The following is a 16,347-nucleotide window of genomic DNA, read 5'->3' on the forward strand; positions in this document are numbered from 1 at the left end:
CCTCTCCGGGTTGAGCGCATGTAACTCAACTTGCATGCCGAAGGGGAGATCAATGGCTACCGAGTCCGGCTCCAACGCTCCGCTGGCCCTGCCCGTCCTGCCGCTCGATGACGAGGTCGTGCTCCCCGGCATGGTCGTGCCGCTCGACCTCTCGGACCGCGAGGTGCGGGCCGCGGTCGAGGCCGCGCAGGCCGAGGCGCGCGGCAGCGGACGCAAACCCCGGGTGCTGCTCGTCCCCCGGGTCGACGGCACATACGTGGGCACCGGCGTCCTCGGCCGTGTCGAGCAGGTCGGCCGGCTGGCCGACGGCGACCCCGGTGCGCTGATCCGCGGCGTCGCCCGGATCCGTATCGGCGCCGGCACCACCGGCCCCGGGGCCGCGCTGTGGGTGGAGGGCACCGAGATCGAGGAATCCGTTCCCGACCCCGTTCCCGGCGCCGTCACCGAGCTGACGAAGGAATACAAGGCGGTCGCGACCGACTGGCTGCGCAAGCGCGGCGCCTGGCAGGTCGTGGACCGCGTGCAGCAGATCGACGACGTCGGCCAGCTCGCCGACAACTCCGGATACTCGCCGTTCCTGACCATCGAGCAGCGCGTGGAGCTGCTGGAGACCGCCGACCCGGTGGCCCGGCTCAAGCTCGCCACGCAGTGGCTGAAGGAGCACCTGGCGGAGCAGGACGTCGCCGAGTCCATCGCCAAGGACGTCCAGGAGGGCGTCGACAAGCAGCAGCGCGAGTTCCTGCTGCGGCGCCAGTTGGAGGCCGTGCGCAAGGAACTGCGCGAGCTGAACGGCGAGCCCGAGGGCGAGGAGTCCGACGACTACCGCGCCCGCGTCGAGGCCGCCGACCTGCCGGAGAAGGTCCGCGAAGCGGCCCTGAAGGAGGTCGACAAGCTGGAGCGCAGCTCCGACGCCTCACCCGAGGGCGGCTGGATCAGGACGTGGCTCGACACCGTCCTGGAGATGCCGTGGAGCGAGCGCACGGAGGACGCGTACGACATCACCGGCGCCAAGGAGATCCTGGACGCCGACCACGCCGGCCTGGAGGACGTCAAGGAGCGCATCACCGAGTACCTGGCCGTGCGCAAGCGCCGCGCGGACCGGGGCCTGGGCCTCGTCGGCGGCCGCCGCGGCGGCGCCGTGCTCGCGCTCGTCGGCCCGCCCGGCGTCGGCAAGACCTCGCTGGGCGAGTCCGTGGCGCGCGCCATGGGCCGCAAGTTCGTCCGGGTCGCCCTCGGCGGCGTCCGCGACGAGGCGGAGATCCGCGGCCACCGGCGTACGTACGTCGGCGCGCTGCCCGGCCGCGTCGTCCGCGCCATCAAGGAGGCCGGCTCGATGAACCCGGTCGTCCTCCTCGACGAGATCGACAAGGTCGGCTCCGACTTCCGCGGCGACCCCGCCGCGGCCCTGCTCGAAGTCCTGGACCCGGCGCAGAACCACACGTTCCGCGACCACTACCTGGAAGTCGAGCTGGACCTGTCGGACGTCGTCTTCCTGGCCACCGCCAACGTCCTCGAGGCCATCCCCGAGGCACTGCTGGACCGGATGGAACTGGTCCGCCTCGACGGCTACACCGAGGACGAGAAGGTCACCATCGCCCGCGACCACCTGCTGCCGCGGCAGTTGGAGCGCGCGGGCCTGGAGGCCGGCGAGGTCGCCATCGAGGACGACGCGCTGCGGAAGCTGGCGGGCGAGTACACCCGCGAGGCGGGCGTACGGAACCTGGAGCGCGCCCTCGCCCGGCTGCTCCGCAAGATCGCGGCGCAGCACGAACTGGGCGACGCGAAGCTGCCGTACGCGGTCGGCGTCGACGCACTCCGCCCGCTGATCGGCCGGCCGCACCACACCCCGGAGTCCGCCACCGACCCCGCGTCGCGCCGCACGGCCGTCCCGGGCGTGGCGACGGGCCTGGCCGTGACCGGCGCAGGCGGCGATGTGCTCTACATCGAGGCATCGCTGGCCGACCCCGAATCGGGCGCCTCGGGACTGACCCTGACGGGCCAGCTCGGCGACGTGATGAAGGAGTCGGCGCACATCGCGCTCTCCTTCCTGCGCTCGCGCGGCGCGGAGCTGGAACTGCCGGTGGCCGACCTGAAGGACCGGGGCATCCACCTGCACGTGCCGGCGGGCGCGGTCCCGAAGGACGGGCCCAGCGCGGGCATCACGATGACGACGGCACTGGCGTCGCTGCTCAGCGGCCGGCAGGTGCGCACGGACGTGGCGATGACCGGTGAGGTGTCGCTGACGGGCCGGGTGCTGCCGATCGGCGGCGTGAAGCAGAAGCTGCTGGCGGCGCACCGGGCGGGGGTCACCACGGTGATCATCCCGAAGCGGAACGAGCCGGACCTGGACGACGTCCCGGCTGAGGTGCTGGAGAAGCTGGAGGTCCACCCGGTCTCCGACGTCCGCCACGTCCTGGAACTGGCCCTGACCCCGGCCGGCGCCACCGCACAGGCGGCGGACCCGGAGGTCCCGGTGGCGGCCTGACGGCCCGACGGCTGACGGCCCGACGCCCTGACGGCTGACGGCCCGACCTGCCGGCCCCCTGTCCCCGTCCCCTACCCCCCGCCCCCAGACACGGCCCCTCCCGACCACCCACCCGGGAGGGGCCGTTCGGCGTGCGTATCCGCCGGTACGGGAACGGGTGCCGGAACCGTCTTGGCGGCCGCGGGCGGCTCGTACGGGCTGAAGGCGTCGATCACGTGGGAGGTCGACTGGACCGGCTCGGGCGGTACGGGCGGCGACCTGCCCGACAGCGTCTTCGAGACGACGTACGACGTGACGGTGGAGGAGATCCAGACCGTGGTGCGCTGACCGGAACGCATCTCCCGGCCGCGGTCACTCCTCGAAGACGAAGGCGCGGCCCAGCGCCTGGTCGGTGACGCAGGTCTGCATCTCGCTCATGGTCAGCCGGTCCGCGAGCTCCGTGACGGCCAGCTCCCTGCCCTCGACGATGGTCGACCCCAGCATCATCAGCCGCCCCAGCAGGTCCGACGCCTCCTCACCACCGACCGCGTCCGACTCCGGCTCGGGCGGCCGGGAGGCGTCGCGCGGCAGGGTACGGCGCAGCGCGATACGCACCTCCGCCAACTCCTCCGAGCTGATCGTCAACTTGTCCGCCACGGCGCCTCCTTGCCCTGATTACCACTCGTTCGGCCGCGGTGCCTCCCCTAGTGTTCGGTCGCGGACGGGCTTTCGGCAACACGGCGGGGGGAGCGGAGGGCGCACGTGGGAGACAGGCCGACCGGCTGGTCCGTGGTGGGCCTGCCGGGAGACCCGGTACCGGTCGAGTTGGAGACCCTGCGGAAGTTCAGGAAGTTCTGCTCCCAGCGCGAAGACGACGCCTGGCGCGCCTCGACACGCACGTACAGCCTGATCGTGCGGGTGGAAGAAGCCGGGCTGGCGGGTGACTGGAAGAAGGCGCTCCTCGGCCGGCTGGCCTTCATGCACGGGCAGTTGGAGAGCGAGGGCGGGGGCTACCGGGTCGCCGGAGAAGCACTCGACGTCTTCGTCAAGGCGGTACGGCCGATCCAGGAGCGGGCCGACGAGGCACTTGAGAAGGCCCGGACGGAATCGGGACGGATGTCGGCCGCGATGCAGCAGGTCGCGGAGTACGACGAGCAGAAGAAGACGCTGGAGCGCCGCGGCGGGCGCGCGGACCCGTGGGACTTACGGGAGCGCGGCCGGCAGCAGGAGTCGGCGGAGGAGGCTGCCGACCGGCTCTCGCGGCATTACAGGGCAGCCCAGGACGCGAAGACCGACTTCGAGGGCGTACTGGCGACGTTCCTTGAGGAGATGCGCGACGCCCTGAAGTCCTACCTGGTCCGGGCCATCCGCGGGGACGTCCGGCCGCCCGACACCATGCCGGGCGGGCGGGACCCGGCCTGGTGGGAGAAGGCACTGCACTACCGCGACCAGGTCAAGGGGATCCTGGACGGCACGCTGGAGACCGCCGCGGGGATCACGGCGCAGACCCTCGACGGAGCCACCGACATCGGGGCGGAACTCACCTTGATGATGGTGGGGATGAGAACGCCCGGCGGCCCGGGCGCGGCGTGGGCCCTGGCGGGGGACCGGGCGGCGGTGTCGGCGTACTCGGGGAGCTACGCGTTCGGCACGTACGGGGCGAGGTCCCTGGACGAGGGCCGGCTGTACGCGAAGACCTGGATCCAGAACACCCCCGCGGGCCAGCGCCCCCACCGCCCACCACCGCCGGACCGCGGACCGGGGAAGTGGTCGGACGACACACGGGAGTCGATGTCGGTGGAGACGGCGGAGGCCCAGGAGAAGGCGACGGGGGTGAAGTGGCCGTGGTCGTACGAGTACGGGGGCAAGCGGTGGGACAACTACGAGGACGGGCACCTGGTCGACGCGAAGGCGAACTATTCGAGCCTGGTCAACAGGGAAGGCAACTTCTACGACTTCCTGGAGAAGAAGGAGATCGATAAGGCGAAGAAGGCGCTCAAAGCAGCCGGTGAGGAGCCGGTCCGCTACGTTGTCACGGACAGGGCGACCTATGAGACATACAAGGAGCTGTTCAGGCGCGAGCGGCTACCTATCGACGTGGTGCACAAGGGGTGACCGTGGGGCATTCGGAGCTGCCGTTCTTCTATCTCGGCGCCTACTGGGGGATGCGCGAACAGACCCTGGACGACGTGGCCGGGGACATCAGTGCAACGGTGCGGGCGCTCGGGGAAGCGCATCCGGCGCTCCGTTCCTGGTGGTGGGAAGACCGTGCAGCGCCGGTTGATCCGGATTCCCAGTGGCTCCGGGACGAGCTTGAGGCGGCTCGTCGGCGCGACGGGGACGGTGAACCTTCTGCGGGGGACGGATACAGCGTGTCGTTCCACAACGAGCCGTTTCCGGACTATCACAGCGGTCCTGGAAGCGAAACAAAGGTCAAATTGAGCTTTTTCGCGGGGGAGTCCGGGACTCCGCGGCTCAGCAACAACTGTGTTCTCACCCTGCCTGCACCGAAGCGTGCTCCCCAGGGACTCTATGACCTGCAGTCGTTGAAGCTCGCGCTCCACTGGATGGCGGACATCTGGCGCCCTGATCACGCGCTCTGCGTCAATACACCCCTGGCCGACGCCCAAGGCGACTGGATGAAGGTCAGCCCGCAGGTCGGGTGGATCACCTACCTCGGGCCCAAGTACACCGACGGCATCGAGCGCGCCGAGCTTCCCCACGGCGTCCAGGCCGCCGCGCGCGCCGACGGCGCGCTGCTCTGGTTTCCCTTGCCCGCCGCGGACGTCGCCCCCCGCATGGTCGTCGACCTGCGGGAGGCTCTCGTGGCCGCCGGGTGTCTGCCCGCCGGGAACGGGTGACCGCCGGTCTCTCCGGAGGAGCAGCTCCGGAGGGACCGGCGGGGGTTGGGGGCGGGGTCAGCCGTTGGCCAGGGCCTGGAGGCGGTCGTAGGCGCCGTTGAACTTGTTGTGGTCGCCCACCGTCGGGCCCGTCGAGGTGTACTGCCAGAAGGTGTAGAAGCCCCAGCCCGCCGGCAGCGTCCCCGGCGAGGAGGCGTACCGGGCGATCCACAGCGGGTGGTTGCCCGCGTAGCCGCTGTAGTTGCCCGTGCACTGGGTCCACCAGTTGGTGTTCGTGTAGATCACCGCGTACCGGCCCGTGCGCTCGCGGTAGCGGGTGAGGAACGAACTGATCCAGCTCCGCATCGACGCCTGGCTGAGGCCGTAGCACGTCGCGCCGTAGGGGTTGTACTCGATGTCCAGCACGCCCGGCAGCGTCTTGCCGTCGCGGGACCAGCCGCCGCCGTTGCTCGCGAAGTAGTCGGCCTGCGCGGCGCCGCTCGCGCCGTTCGGGAGGGCGAAGTGGTACGCGCCGCGGATCATGCCGATGTTGTACGAGCCGTTGTACTGCTGGGCGAAGTACGGGTTCTTGTAGCCCGTGCCCTCGGTCGCCTTGACGTAGGCGAAGCGGTTGCCGGCGTTCCAGAGCGTGGACCAGTTGACGTTGCCCTGGTGGCTGGAGACGTCGACGCCCTCGACGGTCGCCAGCGGGCCCGCCTCCTGGCCGGCCGCGCCGGCCGACCCCGCGGGGGCGCCGGTGCCCTCGTGGAGGCGGATGCCGGCGCCCATGTACGCTTCGCCGCGCTCCAGGTCACGGGGGTTGGGGTTGAGCCGGTCGCCGGCCGCGGCGGCCGGGCTGGTCAGGCCGACGACGAGCGAGAGCGAGGTGGCCGCGACGGCGGTGGCGGCGGCGAGGGAGCGGCGCCCGATGCGCCGGCGGGTGCGGACTGCGGATGACATGCGTTCCTCCGGGTGTGGGGGTTCCTCGGTGGTGCCGGATTTGCCGGTGGTACCGGTGGTGCCGTCGTTCCGGTAAGCCGTGATTCCGGTGGTGCCGGTAGGCGGAGGGGCGGAGGTGCCGGGCGTGTGGTGCTGCCGGCTCTGGGGTGTGGCGGGAGCGGCGGGGCGGCAGTGGCCCGTCCTCGTACGCCTGCGGGGCCTTGGCCCGGCCCTTGGTGTGGCCATGTCACTACGTGCTGCGCCGAAGGTAAGCGCAGTGCGCGCGGGAGCGAAAGAGGGTCCGGCAGGTGCCTTTGGTCTACGCCTGCGAAATACTGGGGGAGCTGCGGCTTCTGTCGCTTCTGAAGAAAACTTTCAGCCCGTGGAAAGCCAGAAGGGCCCCTGACGTGCACAAGGCCGAAACCCCCGGAGGCGAGCAGGCGGACGAGGAAAATGGTGTGGACCACGTCTTCCTCGATCTGGAGCGGGAACTCGCCGTCTTCTACCGCCGGGCCCGCGGCATCGCGGCCGACATGGCCCGCCAGGTCGACCCCGGGCTCGAACCCGGCGCGTACGCCCTCCTGGCCCAACTGGAGGGCGCCGGGCGGCGCGCCACCGAACTCGCCGGCTACTTCAACATCGGCAAGGCGACCGTCAGCCGGCAACTCCACGCCCTCGAAGAGCTCGGCCTCGTCGACCGCGAACCCGACCCCGCCGACGGCCGGGCGGCCCTCGTGCGGCTGACGGAGGAAGGGCGGCGGCGGGTGCTGAGCGTACGGCGGGCGCGGCACGCCGAGTACGTCCAGCAGCTCGCCGGCTGGGACCCGGCCGAAGTCGCCGAACTCGCCCGGCTGCTCGGACGGTTCAACGAACTGAACGCGGGCGGAGGCGGCGGCGCGCGGCGGTAGGAGCGGGTGAGGCTACGGGCGGGCTGTCTCTCCCGGCGGCCGTGTCCGTGCCGGGCGCTGTCTTCTTACGTCGTCCCGGGCCGCCGCGTTCCGGGTGGCTCGGCCCTCCTGCCGCCTGCCGTCAGCCGTGTGCCGCCAGGTTCGCCGTCATCCTCCGCAGCAGCGCCTTCGCCTGCTCCTGCTCCTCCGCCGTCAGCCCCATCGCCTCGTCCAGCGACGGCACCACGACGTTCGCCTTCCGGCGCAGCTCCGTGCCCTCCGGGGTGAGCGACACCTCCACCAGCCGCTCGTCGTCCGCGCGGCGCTGCCGTGTCACCAGACCGTTCGCCTCCAGCCGCTTCAGCAGCGGGGTCAGCGTGCCGTAGTCCAGATGCAGGGCGGCGCCGAGGCTCTTCACCAGCGACGGCCCATTCTCGTAGAGCGCGACCAGCACCAGGTACTGCGGGTAGGTCACGCCGAGCTTGTCGAGCAGCGGGCGGTACGCGTTCATGACCGCGCGCTGCGCGGAGTACAGGACGAAGCACGTGAACTCGTCCAGCTTGCGGAACTCGTCCTCGGTCCCCGGCGCCTCGGCCGCGGTGTCGGTGGTCGCCATACGGGCCCCTCTCTCTGCGCGTACCGTCATCGTACCCGTCAGGGGGCTCCAAAGTTAATTACGAGCGATTGACTTGTGTACAAGGTAATCGTGCTCTAGTGTTGTGGGCATCGAGAGGGAGACCGACCCCCGGAGGAGCACCCGCCATGTCCGAGAACCGGCAACCCGCCGCGTACACCCCCGCCGCCCCCGTCCTGGAGCCCGCCGCCGCGGCCTTCGCCGAGGCCACCGCCAACCCGCCGTACCTGTTCGACCTCGGCCCCGCCGAGGGCCGCAAGACCGTCGACGAGGTGCAGTCGGGCGAGATCGAGAAGCCCGAGGCCGCCGAGGAGTGGATCACCGTGCGGGGCGGGCCGACCGGATCCGTGCGGGCCCGGATCGTCCGGCCGGCAGGTGCCGCGGGGGAGCTGCCCGTGATCCTCTACCTGCACGGCGCCGGCTGGGTCTTCGGCAACGCCCACACCCACGACCGGCTCGTCCGCGAACTGGCGGTGGGCGCCCGGGCCGCCGTGGTCTTCCCCGAGTACGACCTGTCGCCCGAGGCCCGCTATCCCGTCGCCATCGAGCAGAACTACGCGGTCGCCCGCTGGATCGTCACCGACGGCGCCGCCAACGGCCTCGACCCCGCACGGATCGCCGTCGCGGGCGACTCGGTCGGCGGCAACATGTCGGCCGCCCTGACGCTCCAGGCCAAGGAGCGCGGGGACGTACCGCTGGTGCAGCAGGTGCTCTTCTACCCGGTCACGGACGCGAGCTTCGACACCGGTTCGTACCGCAGGTTCGCCGAGGGCTACTTCCTGCGGCGCGACGCGATGCAGTGGTTCTGGGACCAGTACACGACCGACGAGGCACAGCGCGCCGAGATCACCGCCTCGCCGCTGCGGGCGAGCGCCGAGCAACTCGCGGGCCTGCCGCCGGCGCTCGTGATCACCGCCGAGGCCGACGTCCTACGGGACGAGGGCGAGGCGTACGCGAACAAGCTCCGCCAGGCCGGGGTGCCGGTCACCGCCGCCCGCTACCAGGGCGTCATCCACGACTTCGTGATGCTCAACGCCCTGCGCGAGACCCACGCCGCGGACGCCGCCATCGGGCAGGCCGTCGCGGTCCTGCGGCGCGCGTTCGGCACCGAGTGAGTCCGTACCGCCCCTTCTCGCCCCTCCGTTCGGCCCGGGCAGCTTCCCAAGCCGCCCGGGCCGCGGGCTGTCCGGACGTCACCGCTGCCCCGATCCTGACATTGTCCGCCATCTGTCATCTGTCATCCGTCACCTGCCAGTCGTCCCCCGTCACAGCTCCACGAGGACCGCCGACGCGTCGTCGTGCACCTTCCCCCTGCGGTACCGGCTGCGGTCCGCGTCCGCCGCCTCCGCCGCCCGTACCTCCGCCACCACGCCCTGCGGCCCCGCCTTCCGCACCCGCTGGAGCAGCGCCGCCCAGTCGCCGAAGCCGAACACCTCGGTCCAGCGCGTCACCCCGTCCGTCAGCGCCGCCAGCGCCGCCACCTCCGTACGCGGCACGCTGCCCACCACCGCCCGCGCCGCGACCCCCGGGTCGGCGGCGGCGGTGAAGAAACCGCCCTCGACGTTGCGCATCTCCTCCGCCGGACGGCTCCGCGGCAACTGCGACAGCCGCAGGTCGAGCACCGGCCGCACCGCTCCGTCCGGCCGCTCCAGCAGCAACGCCGCGTCGCACAGCACCAGGTACTCCACCCTCTCACCGTCCCACCGCGCCGCCGCCACCGTGGCCTGCGGCGTCCGCCGGTGGCTCAGGTCGCAGGCCGGGCCGTGGGCCGCGGCGGTGCGGCGGACGGCCGCCGCCAGGCAGTCCGCCAGCGGCGCCTCCCGGGCGCCCGCCAGCTCCAGGAACGCGCCGCCGAGCCGCGCCACGAACCACGGCACCCCGTGGACACAGCCGGTGTCACCGTCCCGCGGCGGCGTCACGCCGTCCAGCACCACCACCGCCCCGCCGGTGCCGGAGGCGGGCAGGGCCACGGCGGCGTAGTCCTCGTTCGGAGCGGGGGGTGCGGCGGGGTCGCTGGCCAGTTCGATGCGCATGATCCCAGTCTGCCCCTACGGGCCGCGCGGCCCGTGACGCCGAGCGGAAGGACCGGCGGCACCCCGGCAAAACATGTTCGCTCGTTCGAGTGAGCGCCGGGGCAAAGTCCGCCTGCATAGGACACCTGCTGCCAAGGTCGTCCCGCGGGCCGAGGCGCAACCGGACTCAGCCACCAACAGTCCGAAATGCAAGGACATGGCTCCGCGGGACAAAGAGTCGAAGGAGGGCCATTGCGGACCCCCGTGCAGCCGGAACGGCAGGAGGGCAGGGGCGCCGGACACCGTCGTGGTGCGCACCCCGCGCCGCGCACGTCGCCGCGCGCCAAGGCGGCGTACCTCGTCGTCGGCGCCGCGGTGCTCGCGGCGGGCGCACCCGGCCTGGTCGGCGCGCTCCGCGGCGTCGGCGGCGCGGACCCGGAGGAGCGCGCGCAGGCGGCGAGCGCGCTGCAAGTGCACGGCGTGCTGCTGGCGTTGTGCGCGGTGCTGGCGGTGGGCGTCGTGGTCTACGCGGCGCGCGGCGTGCGCGCCGCCGACGGCCCCGGCACGGGCGCGGAGGCCGCGGAGAAGGCGGCCGAACTCGCCGCCGTACGGGCGGAGCTGGCGGCGGCCAGGGAGAACCACGTCGTCGAGCGCGACTCGCTGCTGCGCGAGCGGGCGGCGCTCGCCGAGCGCATCGGCGGGCTCCAGGCCAGCGTCCAGGGCACGTTCGTCGGGCTGTCGCGCCGCACGCTGGGGCTGGTCGAGCGGCAACTGTCGTTCATCGACGAGCTGGAGGCGCACGAGCAGGAGCCCGGCACGCTGGAGACCCTCTTCCGGCTCGACCACCTCGCGGCCTGCATGCGCAGGCACAGCGAGAACCTGCTGGTGCTCGCGGGCGCCGACCACCGCGGCACGCGGCGCGCGAACGTCCCGCTGATCGACGTGCTGCGCGCGGCGGTCGGCGAGATCGAGTCGTACCAGCGGGTGGTGCTCTCTCCCGACCTGCCGCAGGCACACGTCACGGGCTTCGCCTCCGGCGACGCGAGCCACCTGCTGGCGGAGCTGCTGGAGAACGCCACGTCGTGCTCCCCGCCGGAGTCCGAAGTGCTGCTGACCGGGCGGCTGCTGGGGACCGGCGACCTGCTGCTCGTCGTACGGGACGAGGGCATCGGCATCAGCCCGGCGGGCCGGGTCGACGACCTCAACGCCCGGCTCGCCGACACCGACCCGGGCCCGGCGCCGCGGGAGGCGCTGGGGCTGGGCCTGTACGTGGTCGCGCGGCTGGCGGCGCGGCACGGCGTGGGCGTGGAGCTGCGGCCGCGGGACCGGGGGCTGGACGCGGAGATCCGGCTGCCGGGACGGCTGTTGGTGGGCGGCACGGCGGACGGTACGGACGGCGGTGGCGATACGGCGGGGCTCGCGGGAGCCGGTGCGGCGGACGGCGGCGCCGGTGCGGTCGGCGGTGGCGGTGGTGGTGGCGCCGGGTCGGTCGGTGGTGCCGCCGGGTTCGCGGGAGTCGGCGCGGTGGGCGGTGGCGGTGCCGCGGTGGCGGGCGCTGCCGGCGGTGTCGGTGCCGGTGGCGTGGGTGCCGGTGGCGTGGGTGCGGGTGGCGTGGGTGCCGCGGCCGTCGGTGATCCGGGCCGAGCCGTGCCTGTGGCTGCGGCCGGAGCCGCGGTCGGCGGCGGGCGGGGGACCGTGGCGGCCGCGCGCGGTGCCCAACCGGAGCCGGGTCCGGGAACGGACGCGGGCGGCCCGGGCGTACGGGACGGGAGTGCGGCGGCGCCCGTACGGCCTGCCGGGAGTGCGGCGCCCGTACGGGTCGGGCCGCAGCGCTCCGGCCCGCCGCCCGACGGCGGCGTACGGCCCTCGACACCGCCGTTCGCGTCGGCCCGGCCCGCCGTCGCCCCGCGGACCGGCGGATGGGTGCGCGCCGAGGCGGGGATGCTGCCGCGGCGCCAGCCCGGCAGTTCGGTCTCCGGGGGCGCGGTGGCGCCGCTGCGGCACGGTACGGCGACGGGCACCCCCGTGCCGGCCGGGGCCGGGGCCGCCGCCGGTGCGGCGGTGCACGGTACGGCGCCCGCCCAGGCGGTGCCCGGCCAACCAGCGTCCGCCCACACCTCGTCCGGCCACGCCTCGTCCGCCCACGCGGTGCCCGGCCGGCAGGTGCCCGCCCACGCGGCATCCGCCCATGCCGCACCCGCCCACGAGGTCGCGGCCGACCCGGCGCCCGGTCGACCCGCACCCGTCGCCGCGGCCGCAGGCCGCCCGCCCGCCGAGCACACCGCGACCGGCCAAGCCGCCCCCGGCCTCCCGGCGTTCGAGCACCCCGCCCCCGGTCACCCGGCTGCCGAGTATCCGGCCGTCCTCCACCCCGGCGCCGCCGCCACCGGCCCGGCGGCGCTCAGCCCCGTGCCGGCCGGGCGGGCCGCCGCGCCCGGTCAGGCCGCCGGTGCTCCGGCCGCCGCCCGTGCCGTCGCGGCGCAGCGCGGCGGCGAGTCGTCCGGCGGGTGGCCGGCGGCCCCGGTGCGGGCCGTGGTCGCGGTGCCCTCGCAGGCCGAGCGGCGGGGCGTGGACGCGCGGGAGGTGCGGCGGTTGCTCGGGGGGTTGCAGCAGGGGTCCCGGGACGGGCGGCGGGCCGCCGCCGCCGAGGCCGCGACATGGGACGCGAAGGAGCAGGGAGCCAGTACGTGAACAGCGCACAGGACCACCGGGACACCATCAGCAGCCTGCGGTGGATGCTCGACAACTTCACCGCGGAGGTGCCGGGCGTAAGGTCCGTGGTCGTCGTCTCCGTCGACGGGCTGCCCCTCCTCGCCGCCCCGCCGCAGTCCGCGTCGGCCGGGGAGCAACTGGCCACCGTGGTCTCCGGCATCGGCGGGCTCACCAACGGGGCCGCGGACGTCATGGACGGCGGCAGGGTGAAGCAGACGATGGTGGCGATGGAGGACGGCTGCCTGGTGGTGATGCAGGCCGGGGACGGCTCGCTGCTCGGCGTGCTGACCGAGCCGGACTGCGACCTGAGCGTGGCCGCGTACCACATGGAGCTGTTCGTCGGCCGGGTCGGCCACGTCCTCACCCCGGGTCTGCGCGGCGAGCTGACCGGCTGAGCGCGCGCGGCCGTCAGCCGGGGCGTACGGCGCCGCGCAGGGGGCGGATGGTGACGGGGACGACCCGTACCCGCTGGCCCGTGCGCGGTGCCTCCAGCACCCGGCCGTGCCCGAGGTACAGGGCGACGTGCGAGGCGTCGCGGTGGTACACGACGATGTCCCCTGGCCGCATCGCGGTGAGCGGCACCCGGCGCAGCTCGCGCCACTGCCCCCGGGCGGTGCGCGGGATGCGGACGCCCGCCTCGCGCCATGCCCGTTGCGTGAGCCCGGAGGAGTCGTAGGCCCGCGGCCCGCCGGCGCCCGCGCGGTAGGGCTTGCCGACCTGGTCGAGGGCGTACGAGACGGCGTGCCGCCCGGCGCGCGACGGCTCCCGTTCCGCTGTGCTCCAGGCGCCCGGCTCGTCCGTCCGGTCCGTATCGCCGGAAGCGCCCGGGCGGGCCCCGCCCGGCTTGCCGTCCGTCACCGCGTCCGGGCCGTCGCCGTCCGGGCCGTCGCCGTCCTCCCCGTCCGGCGCCATCAGTTCGCGCCGGTCTTCTTCCGCTCCCCGCACCTCCAGCCGGTCGAGCGCCGCGAGCTTGGCGGGTGTCAGCTCCGCGAGGGCGTCGGCCACCTCGGCCAGCCGGTCGTCCACGCGGTCCCGGCGCCGCTTGCGTTCGCCCGCCAGTTCCCGCTGCCGGTCGAGCGCCTCCCGCGAGGAGTCCGTGAGCGCGCCGAGCCGCTTGGCGCCGGACTCCAGCCGGGTGACGACGGCGGCCTGGTTGCCGATGGCGCGGCTGATGACCTGTTTGCGGTCGAGCGCGGTCTCGGTGTCGCGGGCGACGAGGAGCTGGAGGTACGGGGCGAGCCCGGGGCCCCGGTACTGCGCGCGGGCGAGGAGTCCGGCGCGGCGGCGGGCGGTGGCCAGGTCGGCGCGGGTGTCGGCGAGATCGCCGGTGAGCCTGGTGGTCTCGGCGCGGGCGTCCTTCAGGTCCTCGGCGGTCGCGTGGTACGCCTCGGTGGCGCGTTCTGCCTGCCCGTGGAGGGCCTGGAGCCGGGTGAGCAGTTCGCCGAGCGGGGCGTCGGCGGCCGGTTCCGCGCCGTCCGCCGCCGGTGCCGCGGGACCCGGGGCGGCGCCGGCGGCGCCGGCGGCGCCGGCGGCGGGGCCGCCGGGGCCCGCGGGGTCGCGGGGGTCACCGGGGCCGGCCGGATCGGCGGCGCCGGCCGCGTCTGCCGCCTCCGGTACGTCCGGTACGTCCGGCACGGGGGCCGCGTCGGCGGGCAGGGCCAGCACGGTGGCGAGGAGGACGGCGGAGGCGGCGGTGAGGGCGGGGCGGCGGGTGCGCGACATGTACGCAAGGCTGCCCCCGCCGTCGCCGCATTCCCGTCAGCACTGGGCGAAACCGAGTAATACCATCACCCGTGAGGATTGACGGCCCGTCAGCGCGACCAGGGCCACTTGCGCCGCTCGGGCACGCCTTCCGGGTCGTACGTGTACACCCATCCCCGCGGCAGCTTCAGTCGCGGGCTGAGGTTCGCCGGCTCCAGCCGGTAGACGTGCACGGTCGGCGGGCCGCCGTCGGGGTCGGGCACCGGCACCTCGTACACCTTCGGCGGCCGGCCCGTCGCGCCGACGTGCACGGCGAGCGTGCGGCCGTCCAGCGGGCCGCCGACGAACGCGGTGTCCTCCGTGCGCACGGCGGTCAGTCCTCGCCGAGCAGATGGCCGGCGTCGGGCAGGAACGGCGCGATGCGGCGTACGAGGTCGCCCGCGGGGCCGTCGGCCGTCTCCAGCTCCAGCGCCCGGCGCAGCACCCGGCCGCACTCCTCGTCGCCCGCGGCGGTGGCGACCAGCAGCGCGATGAAGTGGTCGACGAGCCAGCCGCGCAGCTCCGGCAGCGGCGGCTGCTTGCCCTCGTCCAGCCAGATCAGCGAGGCGCCCTCGACCGCCGTGATCCAGGTGCGGATCATGGTGAGCAGCCGGTGTCCCGGCTCGGGCACGCCGATGTGCAGCAGGATCTGCTCGGCGGCGGAGCGGCGGACCTCGTCCACGATGGCGGTGGTGCGGCTGGTCTGGACGACGCTGCCGCCCTGGAGGAGGGCCTTGAAGCCGGCGTCGTGCTCGTCGACGAAGCCGAGGTAGCTGTCGAGGGCGCGGGTGAGGCGGCGGGTGAGCGGGCCCTGCTGCGGCTGGCGGAAGCACAGCTCCAGTTCGTCGGCGGCGCTGCGCAGGGCGGCCTCGTAGAGCTGCTGCTTGCCGCCGGGAAAGTAGCGGTAGACGAGCGGGCGGGAGACCTCCGCGGCGGCGGCGACGTCGTCGAGCGAGACGTCCTCGGGGGCGCGGTGGGCGAAGAGGCCGAGCGCGGCTGCGAGCAGTTGGCTGCGGCGCTGGGAGACGCTCAGCCTGCGGTACGCGACCGCCGGCGGGGGCGCGGCGGGGCGGGCTCCCCGGTCGGACGCAGTGCTCATGTCCGGCAGCGTAGCCCGCCGGGCCGGCGCCGGCGGCCCCGCCCCGTTCAGGCCAGCAGGCCGGAGCTGCGCCACAGCCTGCGCCCGACGCCCTGGAGCACCCCGATGTCGTCGAGGAAGTCCGTCAGCCGCTTCGCACCCGTCTGCATCACCTCGCGCCGGTGCGGGCTGGCCTTGACCTGCGCCACCGCCTCCGCCCGGTTCAGGCCCGCGTCCGTGTAGACCTGCGGGTTGACGAAGGAGACGGAGAACACCCGGGCCGCCTCGCCGGAGGTCAGCCGGGTGAAGTTCCGCTCCCAGCGCGGTGCGGTGAGCATCTGCCGGCGCAGTTCCTCGCGCGCGTACCTCACGTGCCGCGCCTCCTCCACGACGTGGATCCGGGTCACGCCGCGCACGAGGGTCTGGACCCGCTCGTCGGGGAAGACGAGCCGCTGCATCCAGTCGAGGATCTCCTCGCCGAGGAGGGTCGCGGTGAAGGAACCGGGGGTGGTGGAGACGGTCTTGAGGATGCGCGCGAGGTTGTGGTGGAAGCGGCTGACGGGGTACGGCTCCGCGCCGCCCTTGGTGATCATCCGGGCGAACATCATGGAGTGCCGGCACTCGTCGGCTATCTCGGTGAGCGCGTAGCGCACGTGGTTGCTCGTGACCGGCTTGTCGTAGATGTGCCGGACGAGCAACTGCATGAGGATGATCTCGAACCAGATGCCCAGCGAGGCCAGCGACGCGGCCTCCAGCCGGGCCAGCTCCATCCGCTGCTCCTCGGACATCCGCCGCCACATGGGGGTGTCGTAGAGGGAGACGAGCTCGGGCGGCCAGAACCACTTGCCCTCTTCGACCGGGGCGTCCCAGTCCAGTTCCTTGTCCGGGTCGAAGGAGTGCTTCTCCGACGCCGCGAGGAGCCGTTCCGCAACCTTCTCGCGGTCCTTGAGCGGGCCGAGCGCGTCCGTCAGCGCGAAGTGCCCCGTCGTCGTGGTCATCGCGTCTCCTGGGAGAGTCACCGGCGGTCACCTCTTATGAGAC

At 73.8% G+C, this 16,347-nt stretch carries 16 protein-coding genes; 8 read left to right on the forward strand and 8 right to left on the reverse strand.

From position 1 onward, the window contains the following. The first annotated feature begins 52 nt into the window (after positions 1-52). A complete protein-coding gene (gene lon, locus ACFYVJ_RS31980) occupies positions 53-2,485 on the forward strand; it encodes an endopeptidase La (RefSeq protein WP_388899034.1) in 2,433 nt (810 codons plus the stop codon). Between the two features lie 171 nt (positions 2,486-2,656). Then, positions 2,657-2,812, forward strand: coding sequence for a hypothetical protein (locus tag ACFYVJ_RS31985; protein ID WP_388899209.1), 156 nt, complete (start codon positions 2,657-2,659; stop codon positions 2,810-2,812). Positions 2,813-2,836: 24 nt separating this feature from the next. Here ACFYVJ_RS31985 and ACFYVJ_RS31990 read toward each other — a convergent pair whose 3' ends face one another. Further along, on the reverse strand, positions 2,837-3,121 hold the full coding sequence (locus tag ACFYVJ_RS31990; protein ID WP_388899036.1) for a hypothetical protein: 285 nt from the start codon (positions 3,119-3,121) through the stop codon (positions 2,837-2,839). Between the two features lie 105 nt (positions 3,122-3,226). Between ACFYVJ_RS31990 and ACFYVJ_RS31995 the strand changes: the two genes are divergently transcribed. Both ACFYVJ_RS31995 and ACFYVJ_RS32000 read left to right on the forward strand, forming a co-directional pair. Continuing rightward, positions 3,227-4,579, forward strand: a complete 1,353-nt coding sequence (locus tag ACFYVJ_RS31995) for a hypothetical protein (RefSeq protein ID WP_388899039.1) — start codon at positions 3,227-3,229, stop codon at positions 4,577-4,579. 2 nt (positions 4,580-4,581) lie between these two features. After that, a complete protein-coding gene (locus ACFYVJ_RS32000) occupies positions 4,582-5,325 on the forward strand; it encodes an Imm52 family immunity protein (protein WP_388899042.1) in 744 nt (247 codons plus the stop codon). Between the two features lie 57 nt (positions 5,326-5,382). Here ACFYVJ_RS32000 and ACFYVJ_RS32005 read toward each other — a convergent pair whose 3' ends face one another. Next, entirely contained in the window at positions 5,383-6,264 is an 882-nt protein-coding gene (locus ACFYVJ_RS32005; RefSeq protein ID WP_388899045.1) for a lysozyme, read from the reverse strand. 386 nt (positions 6,265-6,650) lie between these two features. Between ACFYVJ_RS32005 and ACFYVJ_RS32010 the strand changes: the two genes are divergently transcribed. Further along, positions 6,651-7,151, forward strand: a complete 501-nt coding sequence (locus ACFYVJ_RS32010) for a MarR family winged helix-turn-helix transcriptional regulator (protein WP_388899048.1) — start codon at positions 6,651-6,653, stop codon at positions 7,149-7,151. A 121-nt stretch (positions 7,152-7,272) separates the two neighbouring features. Here ACFYVJ_RS32010 and ACFYVJ_RS32015 read toward each other — a convergent pair whose 3' ends face one another. Then, on the reverse strand, positions 7,273-7,746 hold the full coding sequence (locus tag ACFYVJ_RS32015; RefSeq protein WP_388899051.1) for a MarR family winged helix-turn-helix transcriptional regulator: 474 nt from the start codon (positions 7,744-7,746) through the stop codon (positions 7,273-7,275). 146 nt (positions 7,747-7,892) lie between these two features. Between ACFYVJ_RS32015 and ACFYVJ_RS32020 the strand changes: the two genes are divergently transcribed. Beyond that, positions 7,893-8,879 (forward strand): alpha/beta hydrolase, encoded by a 987-nt coding sequence (locus ACFYVJ_RS32020; protein ID WP_388899053.1) that lies wholly within the window; start codon positions 7,893-7,895, stop codon positions 8,877-8,879. 150 nt (positions 8,880-9,029) lie between these two features. Here the strand turns inward: ACFYVJ_RS32020 and ACFYVJ_RS32025 are convergent, their stop codons facing one another. Beyond that, entirely contained in the window at positions 9,030-9,797 is a 768-nt protein-coding gene (locus ACFYVJ_RS32025; protein WP_388899056.1) for a protein phosphatase 2C domain-containing protein, read from the reverse strand. Between the two features lie 231 nt (positions 9,798-10,028). On the opposite strand from ACFYVJ_RS32025, the gene ACFYVJ_RS32030 reads away from it, so the two are divergent. Together ACFYVJ_RS32030 and ACFYVJ_RS32035 are read left to right on the forward strand one after the other, a co-directional pair. Beyond that, the gene (locus tag ACFYVJ_RS32030) at positions 10,029-12,467 is read left to right on the forward strand and encodes an ATP-binding protein (protein WP_388899059.1); all 2,439 of its coding nucleotides are present in this window, start codon (positions 10,029-10,031) and stop codon (positions 12,465-12,467) included. Continuing rightward, on the forward strand, positions 12,464-12,883 hold the full coding sequence (locus tag ACFYVJ_RS32035) for a roadblock/LC7 domain-containing protein (protein ID WP_388899062.1): 420 nt from the start codon (positions 12,464-12,466) through the stop codon (positions 12,881-12,883). The genes ACFYVJ_RS32030 and ACFYVJ_RS32035 overlap by 4 nt, the downstream gene beginning before the upstream one ends. Positions 12,884-12,896: 13 nt before the next feature. On the opposite strand, the gene ACFYVJ_RS32040 is transcribed toward ACFYVJ_RS32035, so the two are convergent. The 4 genes from ACFYVJ_RS32040 to ACFYVJ_RS32055 form a co-directional block, all read right to left on the reverse strand. Then, complete coding sequence (locus ACFYVJ_RS32040; protein WP_388899065.1) at positions 12,897-14,210, reverse strand: NlpC/P60 family protein; 1,314 nt, start codon at positions 14,208-14,210, stop codon at positions 12,897-12,899. Between the two features lie 89 nt (positions 14,211-14,299). Continuing rightward, on the reverse strand, positions 14,300-14,557 hold the full coding sequence (locus ACFYVJ_RS32045; RefSeq protein WP_388899068.1) for a hypothetical protein: 258 nt from the start codon (positions 14,555-14,557) through the stop codon (positions 14,300-14,302). 5 nt (positions 14,558-14,562) lie between these two features. Continuing rightward, positions 14,563-15,327: a TetR/AcrR family transcriptional regulator gene (locus tag ACFYVJ_RS32050; protein ID WP_388899070.1), complete on the reverse strand. Its 765-nt coding sequence runs from the start codon at positions 15,325-15,327 to the stop codon at positions 14,563-14,565. A 47-nt stretch (positions 15,328-15,374) separates the two neighbouring features. After that, complete coding sequence (locus tag ACFYVJ_RS32055) at positions 15,375-16,304, reverse strand: diiron oxygenase (RefSeq protein ID WP_388899072.1); 930 nt, start codon at positions 16,302-16,304, stop codon at positions 15,375-15,377. Positions 16,305-16,347 lie beyond the last annotated feature (43 nt).

Source organism: Streptomyces sp. NPDC004134, from assembly GCF_042874195.1.
Classification (GTDB): Bacteria; Actinomycetota; Actinomycetes; order Streptomycetales; family Streptomycetaceae; genus Streptomyces.

Bases quoted from the DNA above. Each gene is read 5' to 3' on its own strand.
- ACFYVJ_RS32050 (WP_388899070.1), bottom strand. From the start codon at position 15,327: ATGAGCACTGCGTCCGACCGGGGAGCCCGCCCCGCCGCGCCCCCGCCG.
- ACFYVJ_RS32040 (WP_388899065.1), bottom strand. From the start codon at position 14,210: ATGTCGCGCACCCGCCGCCCCGCCCTCACCGCCGCCTCCGCCGTCCTC.
- ACFYVJ_RS32005 (WP_388899045.1), bottom strand. From the start codon at position 6,264: ATGTCATCCGCAGTCCGCACCCGCCGGCGCATCGGGCGCCGCTCCCTC.
- ACFYVJ_RS32020 (WP_388899053.1), top strand. From the start codon at position 7,893: ATGTCCGAGAACCGGCAACCCGCCGCGTACACCCCCGCCGCCCCCGTC.
- ACFYVJ_RS32055 (WP_388899072.1), bottom strand. From the start codon at position 16,304: ATGACCACGACGACGGGGCACTTCGCGCTGACGGACGCGCTCGGCCCG.
- lon (WP_388899034.1), top strand. From the start codon at position 53: ATGGCTACCGAGTCCGGCTCCAACGCTCCGCTGGCCCTGCCCGTCCTG.
- ACFYVJ_RS32015 (WP_388899051.1), bottom strand. From the start codon at position 7,746: ATGGCGACCACCGACACCGCGGCCGAGGCGCCGGGGACCGAGGACGAG.
- ACFYVJ_RS32025 (WP_388899056.1), bottom strand. From the start codon at position 9,797: ATGCGCATCGAACTGGCCAGCGACCCCGCCGCACCCCCCGCTCCGAAC.